At 31.9% G+C, this 20,975-nt stretch carries 24 protein-coding genes; all 24 read left to right on the forward strand.

Annotated elements, in window-relative coordinates:
- The first annotated feature begins 57 nt into the window (after positions 1-57).
- The 24 genes from EBB51_RS00900 (at position 58) to EBB51_RS01015 (ending at position 20,963) form a co-directional block, all read left to right on the forward strand.
- Positions 58-741: a ZIP family metal transporter gene (locus EBB51_RS00900; protein WP_123054942.1), complete on the forward strand. Its 684-nt coding sequence runs from the start codon at positions 58-60 to the stop codon at positions 739-741.
- A gap of 70 nt (positions 742-811) precedes the next feature.
- Entirely contained in the window at positions 812-1,864 is a 1,053-nt protein-coding gene (locus EBB51_RS00905; RefSeq protein ID WP_123052721.1) for an L-threonylcarbamoyladenylate synthase, read from the forward strand.
- 19 nt (positions 1,865-1,883) lie between these two features.
- The gene (locus EBB51_RS00910) at positions 1,884-2,342 is read left to right on the forward strand and encodes a low molecular weight protein arginine phosphatase (RefSeq protein ID WP_123052722.1); all 459 of its coding nucleotides are present in this window, start codon (positions 1,884-1,886) and stop codon (positions 2,340-2,342) included.
- Positions 2,343-2,415: 73 nt separating this feature from the next.
- Positions 2,416-2,865: a ribose 5-phosphate isomerase B gene (gene rpiB / locus EBB51_RS00915; protein WP_123052723.1), complete on the forward strand. Its 450-nt coding sequence runs from the start codon at positions 2,416-2,418 to the stop codon at positions 2,863-2,865.
- A 16-nt stretch (positions 2,866-2,881) separates the two neighbouring features.
- Positions 2,882-3,511 (forward strand): uracil phosphoribosyltransferase, encoded by a 630-nt coding sequence (upp, locus tag EBB51_RS00920; protein WP_123054943.1) that lies wholly within the window; start codon positions 2,882-2,884, stop codon positions 3,509-3,511.
- Between the two features lie 114 nt (positions 3,512-3,625).
- Complete coding sequence (locus EBB51_RS00925; protein ID WP_123052724.1) at positions 3,626-4,114, forward strand: deaminase; 489 nt, start codon at positions 3,626-3,628, stop codon at positions 4,112-4,114.
- Positions 4,115-4,214: 100 nt separating this feature from the next.
- Positions 4,215-5,243 (forward strand): MraY family glycosyltransferase, encoded by a 1,029-nt coding sequence (locus tag EBB51_RS00930; protein ID WP_123052725.1) that lies wholly within the window; start codon positions 4,215-4,217, stop codon positions 5,241-5,243.
- Positions 5,244-5,304: 61 nt separating this feature from the next.
- On the forward strand, positions 5,305-6,453 hold the full coding sequence (gene wecB / locus EBB51_RS00935) for a UDP-N-acetylglucosamine 2-epimerase (non-hydrolyzing) (RefSeq protein ID WP_123052726.1): 1,149 nt from the start codon (positions 5,305-5,307) through the stop codon (positions 6,451-6,453).
- Positions 6,454-6,627: 174 nt separating this feature from the next.
- Positions 6,628-7,806: an acetyl-CoA C-acetyltransferase gene (locus EBB51_RS00940; protein ID WP_123052727.1), complete on the forward strand. Its 1,179-nt coding sequence runs from the start codon at positions 6,628-6,630 to the stop codon at positions 7,804-7,806.
- 518 nt (positions 7,807-8,324) lie between these two features.
- Positions 8,325-8,690, forward strand: coding sequence for an ATP synthase subunit I (locus EBB51_RS00945; protein WP_123052728.1), 366 nt, complete (start codon positions 8,325-8,327; stop codon positions 8,688-8,690).
- Between the two features lie 28 nt (positions 8,691-8,718).
- Complete coding sequence (locus EBB51_RS00950; protein WP_123052729.1) at positions 8,719-9,408, forward strand: F0F1 ATP synthase subunit A; 690 nt, start codon at positions 8,719-8,721, stop codon at positions 9,406-9,408.
- Between the two features lie 30 nt (positions 9,409-9,438).
- On the forward strand, positions 9,439-9,684 hold the full coding sequence (atpE, locus tag EBB51_RS00955; RefSeq protein ID WP_123052730.1) for an ATP synthase F0 subunit C: 246 nt from the start codon (positions 9,439-9,441) through the stop codon (positions 9,682-9,684).
- A 60-nt stretch (positions 9,685-9,744) separates the two neighbouring features.
- Positions 9,745-10,224 carry a F0F1 ATP synthase subunit B gene (locus tag EBB51_RS00960; protein ID WP_123052731.1) on the forward strand — a complete coding sequence of 160 codons (480 nt, stop codon included), beginning with the start codon at positions 9,745-9,747 and terminating at the stop codon, positions 10,222-10,224.
- A 2-nt stretch (positions 10,225-10,226) separates the two neighbouring features.
- Positions 10,227-10,760 (forward strand): F0F1 ATP synthase subunit delta, encoded by a 534-nt coding sequence (locus EBB51_RS00965; RefSeq protein ID WP_123052732.1) that lies wholly within the window; start codon positions 10,227-10,229, stop codon positions 10,758-10,760.
- A gap of 16 nt (positions 10,761-10,776) precedes the next feature.
- Positions 10,777-12,291 carry a F0F1 ATP synthase subunit alpha gene (gene atpA, locus EBB51_RS00970; protein WP_123052733.1) on the forward strand — a complete coding sequence of 505 codons (1,515 nt, stop codon included), beginning with the start codon at positions 10,777-10,779 and terminating at the stop codon, positions 12,289-12,291.
- A gap of 21 nt (positions 12,292-12,312) precedes the next feature.
- Positions 12,313-13,164 (forward strand): ATP synthase F1 subunit gamma, encoded by an 852-nt coding sequence (atpG, locus tag EBB51_RS00975; protein WP_123052734.1) that lies wholly within the window; start codon positions 12,313-12,315, stop codon positions 13,162-13,164.
- Between the two features lie 12 nt (positions 13,165-13,176).
- Positions 13,177-14,568, forward strand: a complete 1,392-nt coding sequence (atpD, locus tag EBB51_RS00980; RefSeq protein ID WP_123052735.1) for a F0F1 ATP synthase subunit beta — start codon at positions 13,177-13,179, stop codon at positions 14,566-14,568.
- A 118-nt stretch (positions 14,569-14,686) separates the two neighbouring features.
- Positions 14,687-15,085 carry a F0F1 ATP synthase subunit epsilon gene (locus EBB51_RS00985; protein WP_123052736.1) on the forward strand — a complete coding sequence of 133 codons (399 nt, stop codon included), beginning with the start codon at positions 14,687-14,689 and terminating at the stop codon, positions 15,083-15,085.
- Positions 15,086-15,352: 267 nt separating this feature from the next.
- On the forward strand, positions 15,353-16,063 hold the full coding sequence (locus EBB51_RS00990; RefSeq protein WP_123052737.1) for a YwmB family TATA-box binding protein: 711 nt from the start codon (positions 15,353-15,355) through the stop codon (positions 16,061-16,063).
- A 32-nt stretch (positions 16,064-16,095) separates the two neighbouring features.
- Positions 16,096-17,355, forward strand: coding sequence for a UDP-N-acetylglucosamine 1-carboxyvinyltransferase (murA, locus tag EBB51_RS00995; protein WP_123052738.1), 1,260 nt, complete (start codon positions 16,096-16,098; stop codon positions 17,353-17,355).
- A gap of 171 nt (positions 17,356-17,526) precedes the next feature.
- The gene (spoIID, locus tag EBB51_RS01000) at positions 17,527-18,582 is read left to right on the forward strand and encodes a stage II sporulation protein D (RefSeq protein ID WP_190285297.1); all 1,056 of its coding nucleotides are present in this window, start codon (positions 17,527-17,529) and stop codon (positions 18,580-18,582) included.
- 108 nt (positions 18,583-18,690) lie between these two features.
- Complete coding sequence (locus EBB51_RS01005) at positions 18,691-19,410, forward strand: M23 family metallopeptidase (RefSeq protein ID WP_123052739.1); 720 nt, start codon at positions 18,691-18,693, stop codon at positions 19,408-19,410.
- A gap of 172 nt (positions 19,411-19,582) precedes the next feature.
- Positions 19,583-19,837 carry a sporulation transcriptional regulator SpoIIID gene (spoIIID, locus tag EBB51_RS01010; RefSeq protein WP_119969920.1) on the forward strand — a complete coding sequence of 85 codons (255 nt, stop codon included), beginning with the start codon at positions 19,583-19,585 and terminating at the stop codon, positions 19,835-19,837.
- A 97-nt stretch (positions 19,838-19,934) separates the two neighbouring features.
- The gene (locus EBB51_RS01015) at positions 19,935-20,963 is read left to right on the forward strand and encodes a rod shape-determining protein (protein ID WP_123052740.1); all 1,029 of its coding nucleotides are present in this window, start codon (positions 19,935-19,937) and stop codon (positions 20,961-20,963) included.
- The last annotated feature ends 12 nt before the right edge of the window (positions 20,964-20,975 follow it).

The following is a 20,975-nucleotide window of genomic DNA, read 5'->3' on the forward strand; positions in this document are numbered from 1 at the left end:
TTATAATAAGGTGGTTTTTTGGAGAAGAATATTGGAAGTATAGTACTTATAGGTAGTATGGTTTCTTTAGTTGGTACAATGGTTGGAGCTTCTTTGGGTGTTATAATAAAGGAACCTTCAAAAAAGATGCTTGGTACCATTATTGGTTTTGCAGCTGGACTTATGATGTCGGTAGTAGTTTTTGATTTGATACCAGAAGCTTTAACTAAGTGGAATTTTGTTCAGACATTAGCTTGTTGTATTTTTGGCATTGTAATTATTATAATAATTGACAGTAAAGTGAATATGGATAATGTAAATACACATGTTAAAGTTGCATTTATGGCTGGATTAGGTCTTATGATTCATAATCTGCCAGAAGGTATGATAATGGGATGTGGATTTGCAGCTGGAGGAAGTCTTGGAATAAGGATGAGCCTTATAATTGCGATACATGATATCCCAGAGGGTATTGCTGTAGCTGCACCACTTATTGCATCTAGAGTAAAGGCACCAAAAGTATTATTATATGCATTTATAACAGCTTTTCCAACTGCTATAGGGGCATGCATTGGAGCGTACATAGCTAATATATCACTAAATGTATTAGGAGCATGTTTGTCCTTAGCATCGGGTATAATGCTTTATGTAGTATGTTGTGAGATGATTCCGGAATCATCAAGATTGTGGAATGGAAGGACAAGTACCATAGGAACATTGACTGGAATTATAGTAGGACTTATAATAGTTAAAATGTTTTAATATACCCATTGTGATGAATATCACAATGGGTTATTTCAAATTCATATAAAATCAAAAGGTGGGGATAGTAATGAACACAAAGATAATTATACTTGAGGAAGAAAAATTAGATAAAGGTGCAATAAAGGAAGCAGCAGGAGCTATAAGAGAAGGGAAACTCGTAATTTTTCCTACGGAAACTGTTTATGGTCTTGGAGCAAATGCACTGAATTCTAATGCAGTAAAAAAGATATTTGAAGCAAAGGGCAGACCACAAGATAATCCACTTATAGTTCACATATCTGATTTTGATGAAATAAAGCCGTTAGTTAAACAAGTACCAGATGCTGCTAAAAAGTTAATGAATAAATTTTGGCCGGGACCAATGACTTTGATTTTACCAAAGGCTGATATAATACCAAATACTACAAGCGCATTTTTGCCAACTATTGGAATAAGAATGCCATCAAATATAATTGCAAGAGAATTAATAAGGGAAGCAGGAGTTCCTATAGCAGCGCCATCTGCAAACATATCTGGAAGACCAAGTCCAACAGATGTTGAAAGATGTATAGAGGATATGGACGGCAAGGTTGATTACATACTTGGAGGAAGAATGTGTGATATAGGAGTAGAATCAACTATAATAGATTGTACGGTAGATCCTATATGTGTATTGAGACCCGGCGGAATAACTATTGAGATGCTGAGGAAGATAGACCCAAAAGCGTATATTGATCCAGCTATTATGAAAAAACCTGATAAGGATTTCAAGCCTAAAGCACCGGGAATGAAGTATAGACATTATGCTCCAAAGGCACATGTTAAAATTATTAATGGAGATTTGCAAAAAACTATTGCAAAAATTAACGAAATGGTGCAAAATTATATAGATGAAAATAAAAAAGTAGGAATTATGGCTACTGATGAAACAAAATCATTATATATTAATGGATTAATTAAGTCCTTAGGAAGTAGAAAAAATATGATAAGTATATCTAAAAACTTATTTGAAACTTTGAGAAGTTTTGATGATGAAAAGGTGGATATAATATTATCTGAAGGTTTTGAAGAAAATGGTGTGGGTGTTGCCATAATGAATAGGCTAAAAAAGTCAGCAGGGTTTGATATAATTACAGTATAATTTTAAAAGGAGGTATACGATGAAAAATATACTATTTGTTTGTACAGGTAATACTTGTAGAAGTTGTATGGCAGAAGCTATATTTAACCATTTTTGTGATATAGGTGGATTTACTGCTATTTCTGCTGGAGTATCCGTTATAAACGGTAGTAAGACCTCTAATAATGCTGCTAAAGTTATCAAACAAAGTCTAAATCAGGATATAAGTAATAGGAAAGCAGTTAAGATTAATCAAAGTTTAATAGAAAACTCTGAAATTGTTCTTACCATGACATTATATATAAAGAATATATTACAGCAAAAGTTTGCTAAACTTAAGTACAAAATATTTACATTAAATGAATATGTTTCAATAGATAATGATATTATAGATCCATTTGGAAGTGATATAGAGACATATACTCAAACTTACAATCAGTTGGTTTATAGTATAAAGGTATTATTACAAAAATTGAAGGAAGATACAAGCATTTGTTAATGTTACTATCTTCTTTTTTTGTGGATTTATAAAAATTATTATAAATATATAATTTTATTTGGAGGTGTTTCATATGAAAATCGCATTAGGTAGTGATCATGCAGGATTACCATTAAAAAAGGAAATAATTGACCACTTACATGATATAGAAGTTGAATTTGAGGACTTTGGTACTTTTACAAGTGAGTCATGTGATTATCCTGATTTTGCATTAAAGGTAGCAGAAGAAGTTTCAAAGAAAAATTATGACTTTGGAATTTTAGTGTGTGGAACTGGTATAGGTATAAGCATATCTGCAAATAAAGTTCCTGGTATAAGAGCAGCACTGTGCAGTGATACTTTTAGTGCACATGCATGTAGGGAACATAATGATGCTAATATACTTGCTCTTGGACAGAGAGTAATAGGTCCAGGATTAGCCTTGGATATAGTTGATATCTTCTTAAATACTAAATTCCAAGGTGGAAGACATAAAAGGAGAATAAATAAGATAACTGATATTGAAAGTAAATATTCTAAATAAAGTGGAGGAAGTAGAAATGAGTAAATTAACACAAATATCACATCCTTTAATATTACATAAATTAGCCTTGATAAGAGATAAGAATACAGGATCTAAAGATTTTAGAGAACTTGTAGAAGAAGTTGCAATGCTTATGGCATATGAGGTAACTCGTGATTTACAACTTGAAGAAGTTGAAATAGAAACTCCTATATGCAAAACTAAATGTAAGACGCTTGCTGGCAAAAAAGTTGCTATAGTTCCAATATTAAGAGCAGGTTTAGGAATGGTTGGTGGAATGATAAAGTTAATTCCGGCAGCTAAGGTTGGACATATTGGATTATACAGAGATGAAAAGACATTGAAACCAGTAGAATACTTTTGTAAACTTCCACAGGATATAGAGGAAAGGGAGATAATAGTTACAGATCCTATGCTTGCAACAGGTGGATCGGCAGCAGATGCTATAACATTACTTAAAAAAAGAGGGGCTAGAAATATAAGGTTAATGTGTCTCATAGCAGCACCTGAAGGTGTAAAGTATGTAATGGATGCTCATCCAGATGTTGACATATATGTAGCTTCTGTAGATGAAAAGTTAAATGAAAATGGATATATAGTTCCTGGTCTTGGTGATGCTGGAGATAGATTGTTTGGAACCAAATAAAAACAGCGAATTTTCGCTGTTTTTATTTGGTTAGTTTTATAATCGGTCTTTTAATTGTATAATTTTTGGTATAGAATAAGAAAAGGATTATAGTGTTAGTTTGTGGAGGATATTATGCAAAGGATCGATAAAGAAAATTATTACTTAGATATATGTGAAACTATATTAGAAAGAGGTACTTGCCTTAGAAGAAATTTTGCGGCTATAATAGTAAAACATGATGAAATCATATCTACAGGATACACTGGAGCACCTAGAGGAAGAAAAAATTGCTGCGACCTTGGCTATTGCAAGAGGGAAGAATTAAAAATTCCAAGAGGTACGAGATACGAACTTTGTAGATCTGTTCATGCAGAGCAAAATGCCATCATATCTGCAAGACGTCAGGATATGTTAGAATCAACACTTTATCTTGTTGGTAAAGAAAGAAAAACTCAAGAGTATGTACATGATGCATCACCTTGTTCATTATGCAAGAGATTTATAATAAATGCGGGAATTAAAAAGGTTATAATAAGAGATTCAAAATTGAGTTATAGAGAAATATGTGTTAATGAATGGATTAATAATGATGAATCACTCACAGAAGAATCATCGTATTAAAAGTTTTAATTATTTATGGCACTTACTATCAAAAATTAATATAAAGAGATATTAATTTTTGATAGCTGCAATTTCTAGTTTAGTTAGAAGGATGGTTTGTATGAAAAATTTATACGTTTTGTCAGTCATTGCAATAGCACTTTCTGCAATTCTTACCCCTATAGTTAAAAAATTTGCTGTATCAATTAAGGTTATGGATATACCTAAAGATAACAGGAGAGTACATAAAAAACCAATGCCCTTGCTTGGTGGATTGGCAATTTATTTTTCTTTTATTTTAACTTTGATTTTAAAAACAGGACCGCTTACTTCTTCAGAAAAGGGAACAATTATAGGAGCTACGATAATAGTTATTGGCGGTTTTTTAGACGATAAATTTGATATAAAACCATGGCAAAAATTGTTGTTTCAACTTGCAGCAGCCATATCACTCATGCTCTATGGGGTGATGATATTTCGTATAACTAATCCTGCAGCAAGTTCAAATTTGTATATAGACGTAAAGGCTTTTTCTATACCATTAACTATCATATGGGTAGTTGGGATTACTAATGCTTTAAATCTTATTGATGGTTTGGATGGATTAGCTGCTGGAGTTGCCTTTATATCATGCATAACTATGCTCATAATATCATTGTTAAATTCGAGAGTAGAAGCTGCAGTACTTACAAGTATATTAGCAGGTTCAATTTTAGGATTCCTACCTTATAATTTCAATCCAGCATCTATATTTATGGGTGATACCGGAGCTCAACTATTAGGATTTTTGCTTGCAGCAATATCAATAGAGGGAGCTATAAAATCTGCAGCAGCCTTTGCTATAGCAGTACCTATTCTTGCACTTGGAATACCTATATATGATACACTTTTTGCTGTCATAAGAAGAAAAATAAATGGTAAGCCAATAATGCAAGCTGACAAAGGTCATCTTCATCATAGATTATTAGATATGGGACTTAGTCAAAAACAAGTTGTAATGATAATGTATCTTATAAGTGCTGTGCTTGGAACATTTGCAATAATAGCAATGCAAATAAATAGTCAAAAGTCTTATTTTTTGCTTGCAATAGTTATGCTTATCTTAATAATTATTGCGTGGAAGTGTGGATTTTTTAAGCATAGAGGATAATAGATGAAAGTAATTTTTTTAAGTTAACGATTGCATTTAAACATAAGATGGAGGTAATTGTATGGATAAAATTAAGATTATAACAATATTCGGTACCAGACCTGAAGCTATAAAAATGGCACCGTTAGTAAAGAAAATGGAAAAGGAACCTTTTATAGAAAGCAAGATTTGTGTAACTGCTCAGCATAGGCAGATGCTTGATCAAGTACTAGATTTGTTTGATATAAAGCCAGATTTTGATCTGAACATAATGAAAAATAAGCAAAGTCTTACAGGTATAACTAACAGGGTATTAGATGGATTAGAAGAAATCTTTAAAGCAGAAAAACCAAATTTAGTTTTAGTTCATGGTGATACTACAACAACATTTGCAGGAGCATTAGCTGCTTTTTACCAGAAGATAAAAGTTGGTCATGTAGAGGCAGGGCTTAGAACCTATGATAAGTACTTCCCATTCCCTGAAGAAATGAATAGAAAACTTACAGGAGCTATAGCAGATATGCATTTTGCGCCTACTATGGGGTCTAAACAAAATCTTTTAAGAGAGGGGGTAAATGAAAAGGATATATATATTACTGGAAATACAGTAATAGATGCTATGGAATTTACAGTAGATGATAATTATACATTTAACAACTCAGAATTAAATAACATCTCATATGATGATAAGAAAGTTATAATGGTAACAGCTCATAGGAGAGAGAACTGGGGTAATGGTATAGATAATATATGCAAAGCACTTAAGAATATTGTGGAACAAAATAAAGATGTAGAAATAATATACTTAGTCCATTTAAATCCTGTTGTTAGAGATGCTGTTTATAAAATACTTGGAAATACAGATAGAGTACATTTACTTCCACCACTTGATACAAAGGAAACACATAATTTAATGAATAAGTGCTATATGATTATGACCGATTCAGGCGGACTTCAAGAAGAAGCACCGCACCTTGGGAAACCTGTATTAGTTCTTAGAAATGTTACGGAAAGACCTGAAGCAGTAAAGGCAGGGACTGTAAGACTTGTTGGCACGGACTTTGATAAAATAGTTGATGAAGCAAATAGTCTTATAAGAGATGAAGATGAATACCAAGAAATGAGTAAATCAATAAATCCATATGGTGACGGAAAGGCCTCCGGACGAATAATAAATGCTATACTAGAGTACTTTAATATTGAACATGGTAAATTTGAAAAGTTTAACTAGAAGCAAATGCTTCTAGTTCTTTTAAAATAAAGTTTGTGTTTTTTTTAACAAAAACATTGATAAAAATTTAATTATCATGTATAATTAAACTAAAGACAGAAAAGTTTGCCGATTATTTGTATATTTATGATGTAAAGCAATGTAAAAAAATTTTATTTTTGGGAGGATTTTTTTATGAAAGATGTAGTTATAGTAAGTGCTGTTAGAACAGCTATAGGTAAATTTGGAGGAACTTTAAAAGGTACTCCAGCAACAGAACTTGGATCAATAGTAATAAAAGAAGCTATAAAAAGAGCAGGAATTAAACCAGAAGTTATAGATGAAGTAATAATGGGAAATGTACTTCAAGCAGGACTTGGACAAAATCCAGCTAGAATAGCTTCATTAAGAGCAGGTGTACCTGACACAGTACCAGCATTTACAGTTAATAAATTGTGTGGATCAGGAATGAGAACAGTTATATTAGCAGCTCAACAAATAAAAGCAGGAGATGGAGACGTCTTTGTAGTAGGTGGAATGGAAAATATGTCAAGAGCACCATATCTCCTAACAGGAGCTAGATGGGGATATAGAATGGGCGAAGCAAAGGTATATGACCATATGTTAGCAGATGGATTGTTTGATTCAATTAATAATTACCACATGGGTATGACAGCAGAGAATATAGCAGAAAGATGGCATATAACTAGAGAAGAACAAGATCAGTTTGGATTAGAATCTCAGAGAAAATCAAAAGCAGCAGTACAATCAGGAAGGTTTAAGGATGAAATAGTTCCAGTTACAGTAAAAACTAAAAAGGGAGAAGTTGTATTTGATACAGATGAATTCCCTAGGTTTGGAACAACATTGGAAGGCTTATCAAAATTGAAACCAGCATTTAAAAAAGGTGGAACAGTTACAGCAGGAAATGCATCAGGTATAAATGATGCAGCAGCAGCTTTAGTTGTAATGAGTGCAGATAAAGCAAAAGAATTGGGAATAAAACCACTTGCAAAGATAGTATCTTATGGAACAGCAGGATTGGATCCAACAATAATGGGATATGGTCCATATTATGCAACTAAAAAGGCACTTGCTAAGACAGACTATACAGTAGATGACATGGACTTAATAGAATTAAATGAAGCATTTGCATCACAAAGTATAGCAGTATCAAGAGATTTGAAACTTGATATGAGCAAAGTAAATGTAAATGGAGGAGCAATATCTCTTGGACATCCTGTAGGAGCATCAGGTGCAAGAATATTAACTACATTACTTTATGAAATGGAAAAGAGAGATGTTAAGAGAGGCTTAGCAACACTTTGCATAGGTGGTGGAATGGGTGCTGCTACTATAATTGAAAGATTATAAAATAACATCATAAACATATAATACAATAGTAAAAGATGAGGTAGACTCGCATTATTTATTGAAAGAGTCTGCTTCATCTTTTATTTGCATTTAAAATATATACAAAGTATATAATATATATGTTATACTTTGTATATTAAAGCAGAATGTAGCAAGCTAAAATGTAGAATATTATTCATAAGTTAACTTTATATAGATTGTTTAGTATCATAAAATAATGTAAATATAAAACATAAAAAATGTTTTAATAAGAGTGCAAAAATATGTAAAACTTGCTATAATATAATAAGGTTAATACAAATATAATAAAGTTTTATGATAATCTAACCTTTTTTGCTTAATAAATAGATTTGCTAAGAATTTACGATAAAATACTGTAATAAAGTCACTAAAATAAAGAAAAATAAATATTTTAAGAAAAAATTGGGCTTTTAGATTATATTTTAAAGATATATAATTATTATCAACCTTTTCTTCTAAGTTACAATCAAACAAACTTCTTTGTGGAGGAACTAAATTTGGATAAAGATGTTTTAACTATGGTAAAAAAAGTTTCTATTGTAAATCTTATAATAGGACTTATACTAACAGTATTAATACAGTTAATATTTAGAAAGTATGGATTATCTGTACTTGTTGGAATGCTTACAGCAATACTTAACTTTTTTATAAATTGCGTATTTAGTGATTTAGTGACAACAAAATTTCGACATGCTTCAATATCTTTTAACATTTTAAGTTTTATTTTGAGAGTTGTGCTAGCTGCTGGAATAGGATATGTCATATTTGAATACAATAAATACGGTGCAATAGCATATCTATTTGGATATACTTCTCACTTAGTGGGGATATATATATATATTCAATTTTTGAAAGATAGTTAAAAATAATATTAAGAAGGGATGTGATGAATTGGAAAGTTTTGAGCCGTTGTTTACAATAGCTATTGGAGGAATTAAGGTCGGTATAACTTCTAGTATAATTGTGCAATGGGTTATTATTGCTGCTTTATTGATATTGGCGAAATTCTTTACTGCGGATATGAAAAAACTACCTAATAAAAAGCAGGGAAGTGTTGAAGTACTTGTTGAAGCAGTAACTAATTTTGTCAAGGAAAACATGGGGCCAGAATATGTAAATTACATGCCGTATGTAGGAACTCTTGCTATATACCTTTTGGTCATGAATATTGTTCCAGCATCATTGGGCGTAAGAGCTCCAACGGAAGACTTGAGTGTTGCAATAGGTTTGGCAATCATAAGTTTTATATTAATTCAAGCTAATGGTATTCAAAAAGGTGGAATTAAAGGTTACATAACGAAATATGCCGAGCCGGCTGTGCCATTATTACCACTTAATATTTTAGAAAGATTAGTTCTTCCAGTTTCGCTGAGTCTAAGACTTTTTGGTAATATGACCGCAGGAGCTGTAATTGTTTCTATGGTATATGGAGGATTGAGCCATTTAGCATGGTTTAGTGAATTAATAATACCTATTCCTTTACATGCTTTCTTTGATTTGTTTGATGGCTCAATACAGATGATAGTATTTGTTATGCTAACAATGATGAATATAAAAGTTACAGCCGAACATGAAATCTAATATTATTTTATTTAAGGAGGATTTTTTATTATGAGTTTAGATGCACAAGCATTTGTAAAAGGTATGGCAGCAATAGGTGCAGGCCTAACTGCTATTGGATGTTTAGGTGGAGGTATTGGAGTTGGTATTGCTTCTGGTAAGGCAGTTGAGGGAGTTTCAAGACAGCCAGAAGCAAGTGGTAAAATATTGAGTACATTCTTTGTAAGTGCAGCTTTATCAGAAGTAACAGCTATCTATGCCTTACTAATAGGTCTTATCTTAGTGTTTAAAGTTTGATTTGAATCAATATGCCCTCATCGGTTTACATATATTTAGAGGGGAGGAACTGAAGCTTAAATGAAAATCGATTTAGTAACAGTTATTATAACCATAATCAATTTTTGCATATTATACCTTATTTTGGCACACTTTTTCTTTAAACCTGTTAATAATGCATTAACTACTAGGAATGAGGAAGTTGCTTCAAAAATAAAGAATGCTGACGAAAATGAAAAAAAATCGAAAAAAATGTTATTTCAGCATCAAGAATTATTAAAAAATTCTAAAAAAGAAGGCAAAGATATAGTCGAAGACTATAGAAATAAAGCACAAAAAGTTTCTGATGATATAGTGAAAGATGCTGATAAAGAAGCTCAACTTATAATATCCAGAGCTAAGACAGAAGCTAAAAGGGAAAAAGAAAAAGCAGAAGCTGAGATAAAAGATCAAGTCGTAGATCTAGCTGTGTTGTTGTCTTCAAAAGCATTAGAAGAATCAATAGATGAAAAACAACACAGAAAGCTAATTAAAGATTTTATAGCTAAGGTAGGTATCTAACTATGTATGAATATTTAGATAGAAGATACGCTCTTGCACTTTATAAGGTTGCCGAAGAAAAAGGACAGGTTGATGAATATTTGCAAGAACTAGAAGAAGTTGTAGAAACCATAAATGCAAATAAAGACTTTTTAAAGATTGTAGAGCACCCTCAAGTTAATACCTCAAATAAGAAAAAGTTATTTGAAACGGCTTTTAAGGGGAGGATAAGTGATGATGTATTATCATTTTTATTGCTTCTAATAGAGAAAGGAAGGATTTCTCAACTTGATGGTAAGCTTAATGAGTTCAAGAAGATTCATCTTGAAAAGAATAATACTGTGGTAGCTAAGGTTAAAACTGTTGTTCCTCTATTAGAAGATGAAAAAAGTAATTTGATTGATAAACTTCAAAATAAGTATTCAAAAAAAGTCATTTTACAAGAAGAAATTGACAAGAATATAATTGGTGGAGTTTATGTTCAAGTGGATAATGAAGTAATAGATGGAACAATAAGGTCAAAAATTGAAGAAATGAAAAAATTAATGCTTAAATGAGGATAGAGGTGAGCCTATGAACATAAAACCTGAAGAAATAACTTCAATCATAAAAGAAGAAATACAAAAATATGAGAAGAAAATAGAAACTGTTGATTCAGGTACAATAATACAAGTTGGTGATGGTATAGCCAGGGTTTATGGCTTAAATGAATGTATGTCTGGAGAACTTCTAGAGTTTCCAAACAATGTTTACGGTATGGCTCTAAATCTCGAACAGGATAATGTAGGTTGTGTTATATTGGGTTCGGAAAAGGGCATAAAAGAAGGAGATATAGTCAAGAGAACTGGTAAGGTTGTTGAGGTACCAGTAGGAGATAATATCATAGGTAGAGTTGTAAATTCACTTGGAGAACCTATAGATGGTAAGGGACCTATCAAAACTGAAGAAACAAGACCAGTTGAAATAAAGGCTCCAGGTGTTATAGAAAGACAATCAGTTAAACAGCCGCTGCAAACAGGATTAAAAGCAATAGATTCAATGATACCTATTGGAAAAGGTCAAAGAGAATTAATAATAGGTGATAGGCAGACAGGTAAAACTGCCATAGCTATTGATACGATTATTAATCAAAAAGGAAAAAATGTAATTTGTATATATGTTGCTATAGCACAAAAACAATCTACTGTAGCTAATATAGTAAATAATCTTACAGAAGCTGGAGCTATGGATTATACAATAGTTTTATCATCTTCTGCTTCAGAGACGGCACCGCTCCAGTACATAGCGCCATATTCAGGCTGTACAATGGGTGAGTACTTTATGCATCAAGGAAAAGATGTACTAATTATATATGATGATTTGTCTAAGCATGCTGTTGCTTATAGAACAATGTCATTATTACTCCGCAGACCACCAGGAAGAGAAGCTTATCCTGGAGATGTTTTCTATTTACATTCAAGACTTCTTGAAAGAGCAGCAAAACTTTCGGATAAACTTGGAGGAGGATCACTTACAGCTCTTCCTATAATAGAAACACTAGCAGGAGATGTAACAGCTTATATTCCAACTAATGTTATTTCAATAACAGATGGTCAGATATTCCTTGAATCTGAATTATTTAATGCAGGGCAAAGACCTGCTGTTAATGCTGGTATATCTGTATCAAGAGTTGGTGGTAATGCACAAATTAAAGCTATGAAACAAGTTTCAGGAACATTAAGACTTGATCTTGCACAGTATAGAGAACTTGCTTCATTTGCACAATTTGGATCGGATTTAGATAAAGAATCAGTAAGAAGACTTGAAAAAGGTAAGAGATTGGTAGAAATATTGAAGCAAAAACAATATTCTCCAATGCCAGTTGAAGAGCAGGTAATTATTCTCTTTGCAGGTGTAAATAATCATCTTAATGATGTACCTGTCGAGAGAATCAAAGAATTTGAAAAAGAATTCCTAGATTATGTGAATACTCATCATAAAGAGATACCGCAGGAAATAGTTGAAAAGAAAGTTTTATCAGATGAATTAAGTCAAAAGCTTACAGATGTAATAGATGAATTTAAAAAAATATTTTTAGCAGAAGCTTAGAGCTTCTGCGGGAGGTGAAATATGGCCGGGGGAGGACTTGTTGAAATAAAAAGAAGAATAAGATCTATATCTAGTACCCAAAAAATAACAAGAGCCATGGGACTTGTTGCCACCTCTAAAGTCAGAAAAGTTAGGAAAAAGCTAGAGGTAAATCAGAAATATTATGATTCTTTTTCTCAAATCGTAAATGATTTGGTCAGGAATATCGAAGACTATAATATTTACGTGCATGGTAATAAAAGCAAAAAGAAGCTTTATATCACACTAAATTCTGATTCAGGACTCTGCGGTGGATTTAATTCTAATATAGTTAATACAGCTGCCCCTATAATATTGAAAGATAAGAATAATAATCTTCTTATTTCGGTTGGACAAAAAGGAAGAATGTATTTTAATAGGTTGAAGTGTAAAACTATATCAGAATATGTAGATATACCTGATATTCCTACTTTGAAGGAATCAGGAACAATAACTTATAAAGCACTAGATATGTATAGAAAAGGTGAAGTTGGAGAAGTGTATATGATATATACAAGGTTTCATTCAAGTGTAAGGCAAGATGTTACAATTGAAAAGTTACTTCCTTTAGGAAATAAAGATGAGGAATCTCCTAATCACTTCGTAAAATTTGAGCCTTCTATTAACCAAATGATAGAAGATGTAGTAGTTATGCAATTAAAACAACAAGTCTTGAATTTTATGCTTCATTCAAAAGTCAGTGAACAACAATCTAGAATGACAGCTATGGATGGAGCTACGAAGAATGCTAATGATTTGTTGGATGATTTGAATCTTAAGTATAATAGAGAGAGACAAAGTGCAATAACTCAAGAAATAACTGAAATAGTTAGTGGAGCAGAGGCTCTAAAGTAAGGAGGGACACTAATGCCAAATGTAGGCAAAGTTGTTCAGGTTATAGGACCTGTAATAGATATAAAATTTGATACAGAAAACCTTCCTAATATATATAATGCCTTAGAAATAAACATGAGTGATGGTAAAAAACTTATTGCTGAAGTAGAACAGCATATTGGTGACGACATAGTTAGAACTATATCTATGGAAGGAACAGATGGACTAGAAAGAGGAGTAGAGGCAGTTGATACGGGAGCACCAATAACTGTTCCAGTAGGTAAACCAGTTTTAGGAAGACTTTTCAATCTTTTAGGTCAGCCGATTGATGAGGCAGGCGAAGTTAATTCAGATATGCGTTATCCTATTCATAGAGCTGCACCAACATTTGAAGAACAATCTGTTGAGCCGCAGATGTTTGAAACAGGTATAAAGGTTATAGATCTTATAGCCCCATATCAAAGGGGAGGTAAGATAGGACTATTTGGCGGTGCTGGTGTTGGTAAGACAGTTCTCATCCAGGAACTTATAAATAACATAGCTACAGAACACGGGGGACTTTCTGTGTTCACAGGTGTAGGAGAGAGAACAAGAGAAGGAAACGACCTCTATTATGAAATGAAAGAATCAGGTGTTATAGATAAAACTGCCCTAGTATTTGGACAGATGAATGAACCACCTGGAGCTAGAATGAGGGTTGCTCTTACAGGACTTACAATGGCAGAGTATTTTAGAGATCAAGGTCAGGATGTTCTCTTATTTATAGATAATATATTTAGGTTTACTCAAGCTGGTTCTGAGGTTTCAGCATTACTTGGAAGAATTCCTAGTGCTGTTGGATATCAACCAACACTTGCAACTGAAATGGGTGCACTTCAAGAAAGAATTACATCCACAAAGCAGGGATCTATTACATCTGTTCAGGCTGTATATGTACCTGCAGATGACTTGACAGATCCAGCTCCGGCAACTACATTTGCACATCTTGATGCTACAACAGTTTTATCAAGATCTATATCAGAGCTTGGTATATATCCAGCAGTTGATCCGCTGGAATCAAGTTCTAGAATACTTGATCCAAGAGTTGTAGGAGAAGAACATTATGAAGTAGCTTCAAAAGTTAAGCATATACTTGAAAGATATAGAGAACTTCAAGATATAATAGCTATACTTGGTGTTGATGAACTTTCAGAAGCTGATAGATTAGCTGTTGTTAGGGCTAGAAGAATTCAAAGATTCTTATCACAACCATTTACTGTTGCAGAACAATTTACAGGAATGAAGGGTGCATATGTTCCAATAAAAGAAACTATAAGAGGCTTTAAGGAAATACTCGAGGGTAAATATGATAATTTACCTGAAGCAGCTTTCTTATTTGCTGGAAGTATAGATGAAGTTGTACAAAAGGCTAAGACTATGTCATAGAACTAGCCTTTTGATTATGAAGTTAGACATTTAATGTCTAACTTCATAATATATAGAATAACTCATTTTACTTTTTCGGTTAAGTGAAATAATTTAATTTTATAAGAAGGAGATTAATATGGCGGATGCTTTAAAATTAACTATAAATACTCCAGAAAAAAGTTTTTATAGTGGAGAAGTAGTTGAGATATTAACTACTAGTACTCAAGGACGTATAGGAATTTTAAAAAATCATATGTCTTTAGTAACAACTTTAATGCCTAATGTTACGGAAATCATACAAAAAGATGGCAAGAAACTTAAAGCATTCACTTCGACAGGTATATTAGAGGTGAAAGATAATTCGGTGAATTTTTTATGTGATGCCTGCGAATGGCCTGAAGAAATAGATTTTGAGAGAGCTCAGGCATCTAAAGAGAGAGCTGAAGGCAGGCTAAATAAAGAAAAAGATAATATAGACGTAAAAAGAGCAGAGTTAGCCTTGACAAGAGCGCTAGCAAGAATAGGTTTAAAATAATATGAATAAATAAAAGTGACATGAAACTACACATTTCATGTCACTTTTATTTTTCCAAAGCACTCCTAACTGCAGCACATTTTATTCTCATGCTCTATATATTATTAGTAAAGAAAAATAATATATAAAAGTATTTTCTGCGGTGTCAGATAATTATATTTAAGCTTTTCTATACTGAATATTAAAGAAATATGTGGCTATAATTTAAACTAAAGATAATGGGGGTGAGGTTAACTCTATAATAAATTTAAAATAGAGTTATCTATTATGTGGGGAAAAAGTAAATCAATTTTAATTATAGTTTTATCTATTTTTTTAATATTTTCGTTTGATGGATATTGTTCTAAAAGCAAAATCTGCAATAGCAATAGTTTATTTGATGATATTTTAAAGTGCACTAAAAGTACAGTACAAGAGTCTAATGTTACAGCAAGTTTTAATACAAATGTGGATGGCATAAGTTTATGTCAAAGTATTTTCAAAAAAGTAGACTCTAATCAAAATTTTAATGTAAGTACAACTCAAAATACTAATTTTTATCGTATAGAATTTAATAAGAAAAATGTAGGTGGTTACATACAAAGCATAAAATGTGGAAAATATAATGCTATAACTGTAGATATTGATGAATTAGGTAATAAAAATAAACTCAATGATTTAATGATACAGATGAAAGGATATCTAAAAGATAGGAAAGAGAATATAAAGTATTTTGAATGCCTAAAAGCTAAAACTACAAATTCAAATAGCATAAATGAATGTAATTCACAGATATCGAAATTATTAAGATCCTATCATATTTTTGATATAGATACTTTAAATTTAGAAAATGGATATACATCAACTGCTTATACGGGTTTGTATGATAATGTAATTGAGACTAATGGTACATTAGTAGATTTCAATTATAGTGTATGTAGATATTATTCAGGAAATTATATAATCCTTGCTACACCTGAAATAATTAAAACATATTAGCAATTTTAGCAATTGTAGAATGGAGGATAAGTATGGATAAAATATTAATAAGAGGAGGAAAAAAGTTAAAAGGTGAGGTAAATATAAGTAGTGCTAAAAATTCTGTTTTGCCGCTTATTGCGGGAACACTATTAAGTGGGGATAAATGTGTAATAGAGAATGCCCCTATGTTAGATGATGTATTTGTTATAAATGATTTACTTAGAAGTATAAATGCAGAAATAGAAATAGATAAGGATTCTAAGAAAGTAATAGTGGATACTTCTAAAGTAAATAGCTGTGAACCAACTGGTGAGCTAGTTAGGAAAATGCGGGCATCATTTTTAATTATGGGACCTATGATATCAAGGTTTGGAGGTTTTAGATTATCGCTTCCAGGTGGATGTAATATAGGAACTAGACCAATAGATTTACATTTAAAGGGATTCAATGCACTTGGTGCAGAAGTTAATGTAGGTCATGGCTATGTAGAAGCTTACGCTAAGAAACTTAAAGGAAATAAAATATACTTAGATTTTCCGTCTGTTGGTGCTACTGAAAATATAATGATGGCAGCAGTTATGGCGGATGGAGAGACAATCATAGAAAATGCAGCAGAAGAACCTGAAATAGAAGACTTAGGTAATTTTTTGAATAGTATGGGGGCGAATGTAGTAGGAGCAGGAACTGGAAATATTCATATAATAGGGGTAAAAGATTTAAAGGGAACAACACATAAGCCTATATATGATAGAATAGAAGCAGGAACATTTATGGCTGCAGCTGCTGCAACTAGAAGTAAAATTAAGATAAATGGTGTAAAAGAAGAACACTTAAAGCCAATAATAGCTAAACTTGTAGAGTCTGGAGTAGACGTTAATGTTAATGGAGAAAGTTTAGTTGTAGATGCAGATAAAAAATTAAAAGCTATAGATATAAAAACTATGCCATATCCAGGGTTCCCAACAGATATGCAGTCTCAAATGGCAGCAGTATTATCTACGGTAAAGGGTACTAGTATAATTACTGAAACTATATTTGAAAATAGATTTATGTATGCTGCTGAAATGAAGAGAATGGGAGCTAATATAAAAGTAGATGGGAGAAGCGCAATTATAGAAGGAGTTCCAAAGCTTACAGGTGCAGAAGTTAGAGCTACAGATTTGAGGGCTGGTGCAGCACTCATAATTGAAGGACTATCAGCAGAAGGAGAAACTCAAGTTTTAGATATATATCACGTTGATAGAGGGTATGTTTCAATAGAGAAAAAATTAAAAAAGTTAGGTGCTAATATTGAGAGAGTAAAGCAATAATAGCTAGTATACATGATATTAATATATGAAAGAAGAGAGAAGATTATAACAAGTCTTCTCTTTTTTTATTTATAAGTTAGTTAAATATGCTCAGTAATATTTCGATCTAGGTAAAAATAGAATAGAAGTAGATTTTGTATGTAATTAATATATAAGATGGTGGGGATAAATATGAGTAGAGTTTCTCAATCAATACATATAAAAAAGTTTTTAATATTGATACTGATATGTGTAACATTTACGTTGTTAGCATCATTTATTATAATTGGTTTTAGTTCAAATAATACTGGTTTTGTAAAATCTATACCTGATTTCTTTGTAAAATCAAAAGACATAATATTTAATAATAACAATACTTCTATAATAAATGTATACATGGAGAAACAGAAAAAGGTTCAATCAATGAACTTAGAAGATTATGTTACGGGTGTTGTTTGTGCAGAAGTACCAGCTAAATTTGACATTGAGGCATTAAAAGCCCAAGCAGTAGCCGCAAGAACTTTTGGAGCAGCTCATATGGAGAGCTTAGGAGGACATAAGTATAAGAGTAATACAGGAGCGGATGTGTGTGATAGTGTAAAATGCCAGGTATTTATGAATAAAGAAGATAGATTTAAATCCTGGCCAGCAAATAGTAGAGAGGAATACTGGAATAAGGTAACAAAGGCAGTTAAAGAAACTCAAGGAGAGGTATTAACGTATAATGGTAAGCTAGTCATGGAACCATATTATTTTTCTTCAAGTAGTGGAAAAACAGAAGATGCAAAAGAAGTTTTTTCAGAAGATATACCTTATTTAAAAAGTGTTAATAGTCCAGGAGAAGAGAATTCTTATAAATATAGAACCACAGTTAAATTAAATTATTATGATTTTGTAAACAAGATAAATAGTAGATATAGTAAAGCAAATTTATCGGCAGACAATGTTAAAAGCTCTGTATTTATAAAGAGTAGAGATAGCAGCGGATATGTAAAAGAAATAAATGTAGGAAATATAACGTTGAAAGGAAATCAATTTAGAAGCGTACTTGGACTTAATTCAGCTAATTTTATTATATCATTTGAGAATAATTTTATTCAAATAACTTGTACAGGATACGGACATGATGTTGGAATGAGTCAATCTGGAGCAAATGTTATGGCCCAAAGTGGTAAAGACTACAAACAAATATTAACACATTATTATACAGGAGTAAGTATAAGTCAGATTCAGGAGATAAAACCTTAGGGTTTTATTTTTTTTGTCAAAAAATAGGGCAAAAAAACATAAAAAAAATTATATAAAATATGTATTAATTAGCAATCCCTGGACAAACTACAAATAGGAGGTGTTTGTATGGATAAAAATTTTTCAAGTAAAGTAGTAAATTTCTTAAAAAAGGAGGGCTTTTATGTAATATTATTTGTATGCCTGTGTGTAGTTGCTGTAGTAGCAGTTGTAACTGTTAAAGATAATAAACATTCAAATAGTTCAGCCGTTCAACAGAGTAGTGTTTCGAATAACGACAAGTTATCCAGCCAAGCAGCTAATTCTGAAGGAAAATCTTCATTGAATTATGATAATGCTCTTCAAGTTAAAAAAGCTGCTAAACCACAAAATGGATCACCTAAAGATAATTCCCAAAGTGTTTCTAAATCAGTTAAAACTTCTTTTACAAAACCAGTAAGTGGAACACTAGCAAGAGGTTACTCAGAAAATCCTGTGTATTGGGATTCTACTGCAAGTTACAGACCAAATTTAGGATATGACATAAAGTGTGATTTGGGCACACCAGTAATGACTGCTGTGGATGGTAAGGTAGAAGAAATAAATACTGCTAGCCAGGATGGAGTAGAAGTTATAATCAATCATCAAAATGGATTAAAAACTGTTTATTCAAATTTAGATTCTAGAGTCAAGGTTACTGAAGGTCAAAATGTAACTGCAGGTACAATTATAGGGGCAGTTGGAAAAACTACACTTAGATCAGCTTATGAAAAGTATGGTGATCACTTACACTTTGCAGTTTTAAATGGAGATAATTTTGTTGATCCAGGTAAATATATTAAATATTAATGAAATGTTTTATACATCAACTTTAGTTCATAGGTTAACTCCTATGAACTAAAATTAAATTTAATGAAATTCATCTATGTCATGCAAATTAAGCTCAAAATGGATTATAAGATGAATTTAAGAATTCAAAAGAGCATATTTATAAATATAGAAGGTTAAGGAGGTAGCATCTTTGAAAGATTACATTGAAGAAAGAGTTTTAGAAGTTGCTAAGTATATTATAGGCTCAAAAGCTACAATAAGAAAAACGGCCAAAGTTTTTGGAGTAAGTAAAAGTACTATACACAAAGATATGACTGAGAGGTTGCCTAAAATAAATCCACAAATTGCGAAAGAAGCTAAGTCTATTTTAGACTATAATAAAGCAGAAAGGCATATAAGAGGCGGAAAAGCAACAAAAATGAAGTATAAGGCTATTGAAGGTTAAAAACATTCCTATTATAATTATATTTAATAGATTGTAATAAGTTAGACAATTTTTTATTAATATAAAATATCGTCTTAGAGTGGGAGTGAAAAGAGGAATGTTTTTTAGTATGGGAACAGATATGGGTATAGATTTGGGTACAGCTACAGTGCTAGTTTATACTAAAGGAAAGGGAATAATATTAAAAGAACCTTCAGTAGTTGCTATAGACAGAAGCAAAAATAGAGTACTGGCTGTTGGAGAAGAAGCATGGCAGATGATAGGAAGAACTCCTGGAAATATTGTTGCAATTCGTCCATTAAGAGATGGAGTCATATCTGACTATGATATAACAGAAAAAATGTTAAAATATTTTATTTCAAAAGCCTGTGGAGCAAAGAAAATGTCTTCACCAAGAGTAGTTGTTTGTATTCCTTGTGAAGCTACAGGAATTGAAAAAAGGGCTGTTATTGATGCAGCTAAGAATGCAGGAGCTAAAAAAGTATTTTTAATTGAAGAACCGCTGGCAGCAGCTATTGGAGCTGGATTAGATATAACGAAGCCAAGTGGAAGTGTAGTTATAGATATTGGAGGCGGTACTACAGATATAGCAGTTATCTCTTTAGGTGGCATAGTAGTCAGGTCATCTATAAAAATTGCTGGAGATAAATTTGATGAAGCTATCATTAAATTTATAAGGAAAAAGTATAATCTAATGATTGGAGAGAGAACTGCAGAAAATTTAAAAATAAACATAGGGTCTGCATTTAAAAGAGAAAAAGTAACTATGGAGATAAGAGGAAGAAACTTGATTACAGGTCTTCCCAAAAATGTGGTTGTATCATCAGAAGAAATGAGAGAAGCCTTAAAGGATACAGTTAATGCTATATCAGAAACTACTCATGCTGTATTAGAAAGAACTCCTCCAGAACTTGCAGCAGACATAGCTGATAAAGGAATTATTATGACAGGAGGGGGATCTTTACTAAGCGGTTTAAGTGATCTAATACAAGAAAGTACTAAAGTACCAGTACAAGTAGCTGAAGATGCAGTGTCTTGTGTTGCTTTAGGAACAGGAAAGGTGCTGGAGTATTTAGATAAAATGGAAGTTACATTTATAGGTGATGATATAACTTTAATAGATTAAAAAAAAGTAAAA

This window comes from Clostridium sp. JN-1, from assembly GCF_003718715.1.
Classification (GTDB): Bacteria; Bacillota; Clostridia; order Clostridiales; family Clostridiaceae; genus Clostridium_AV.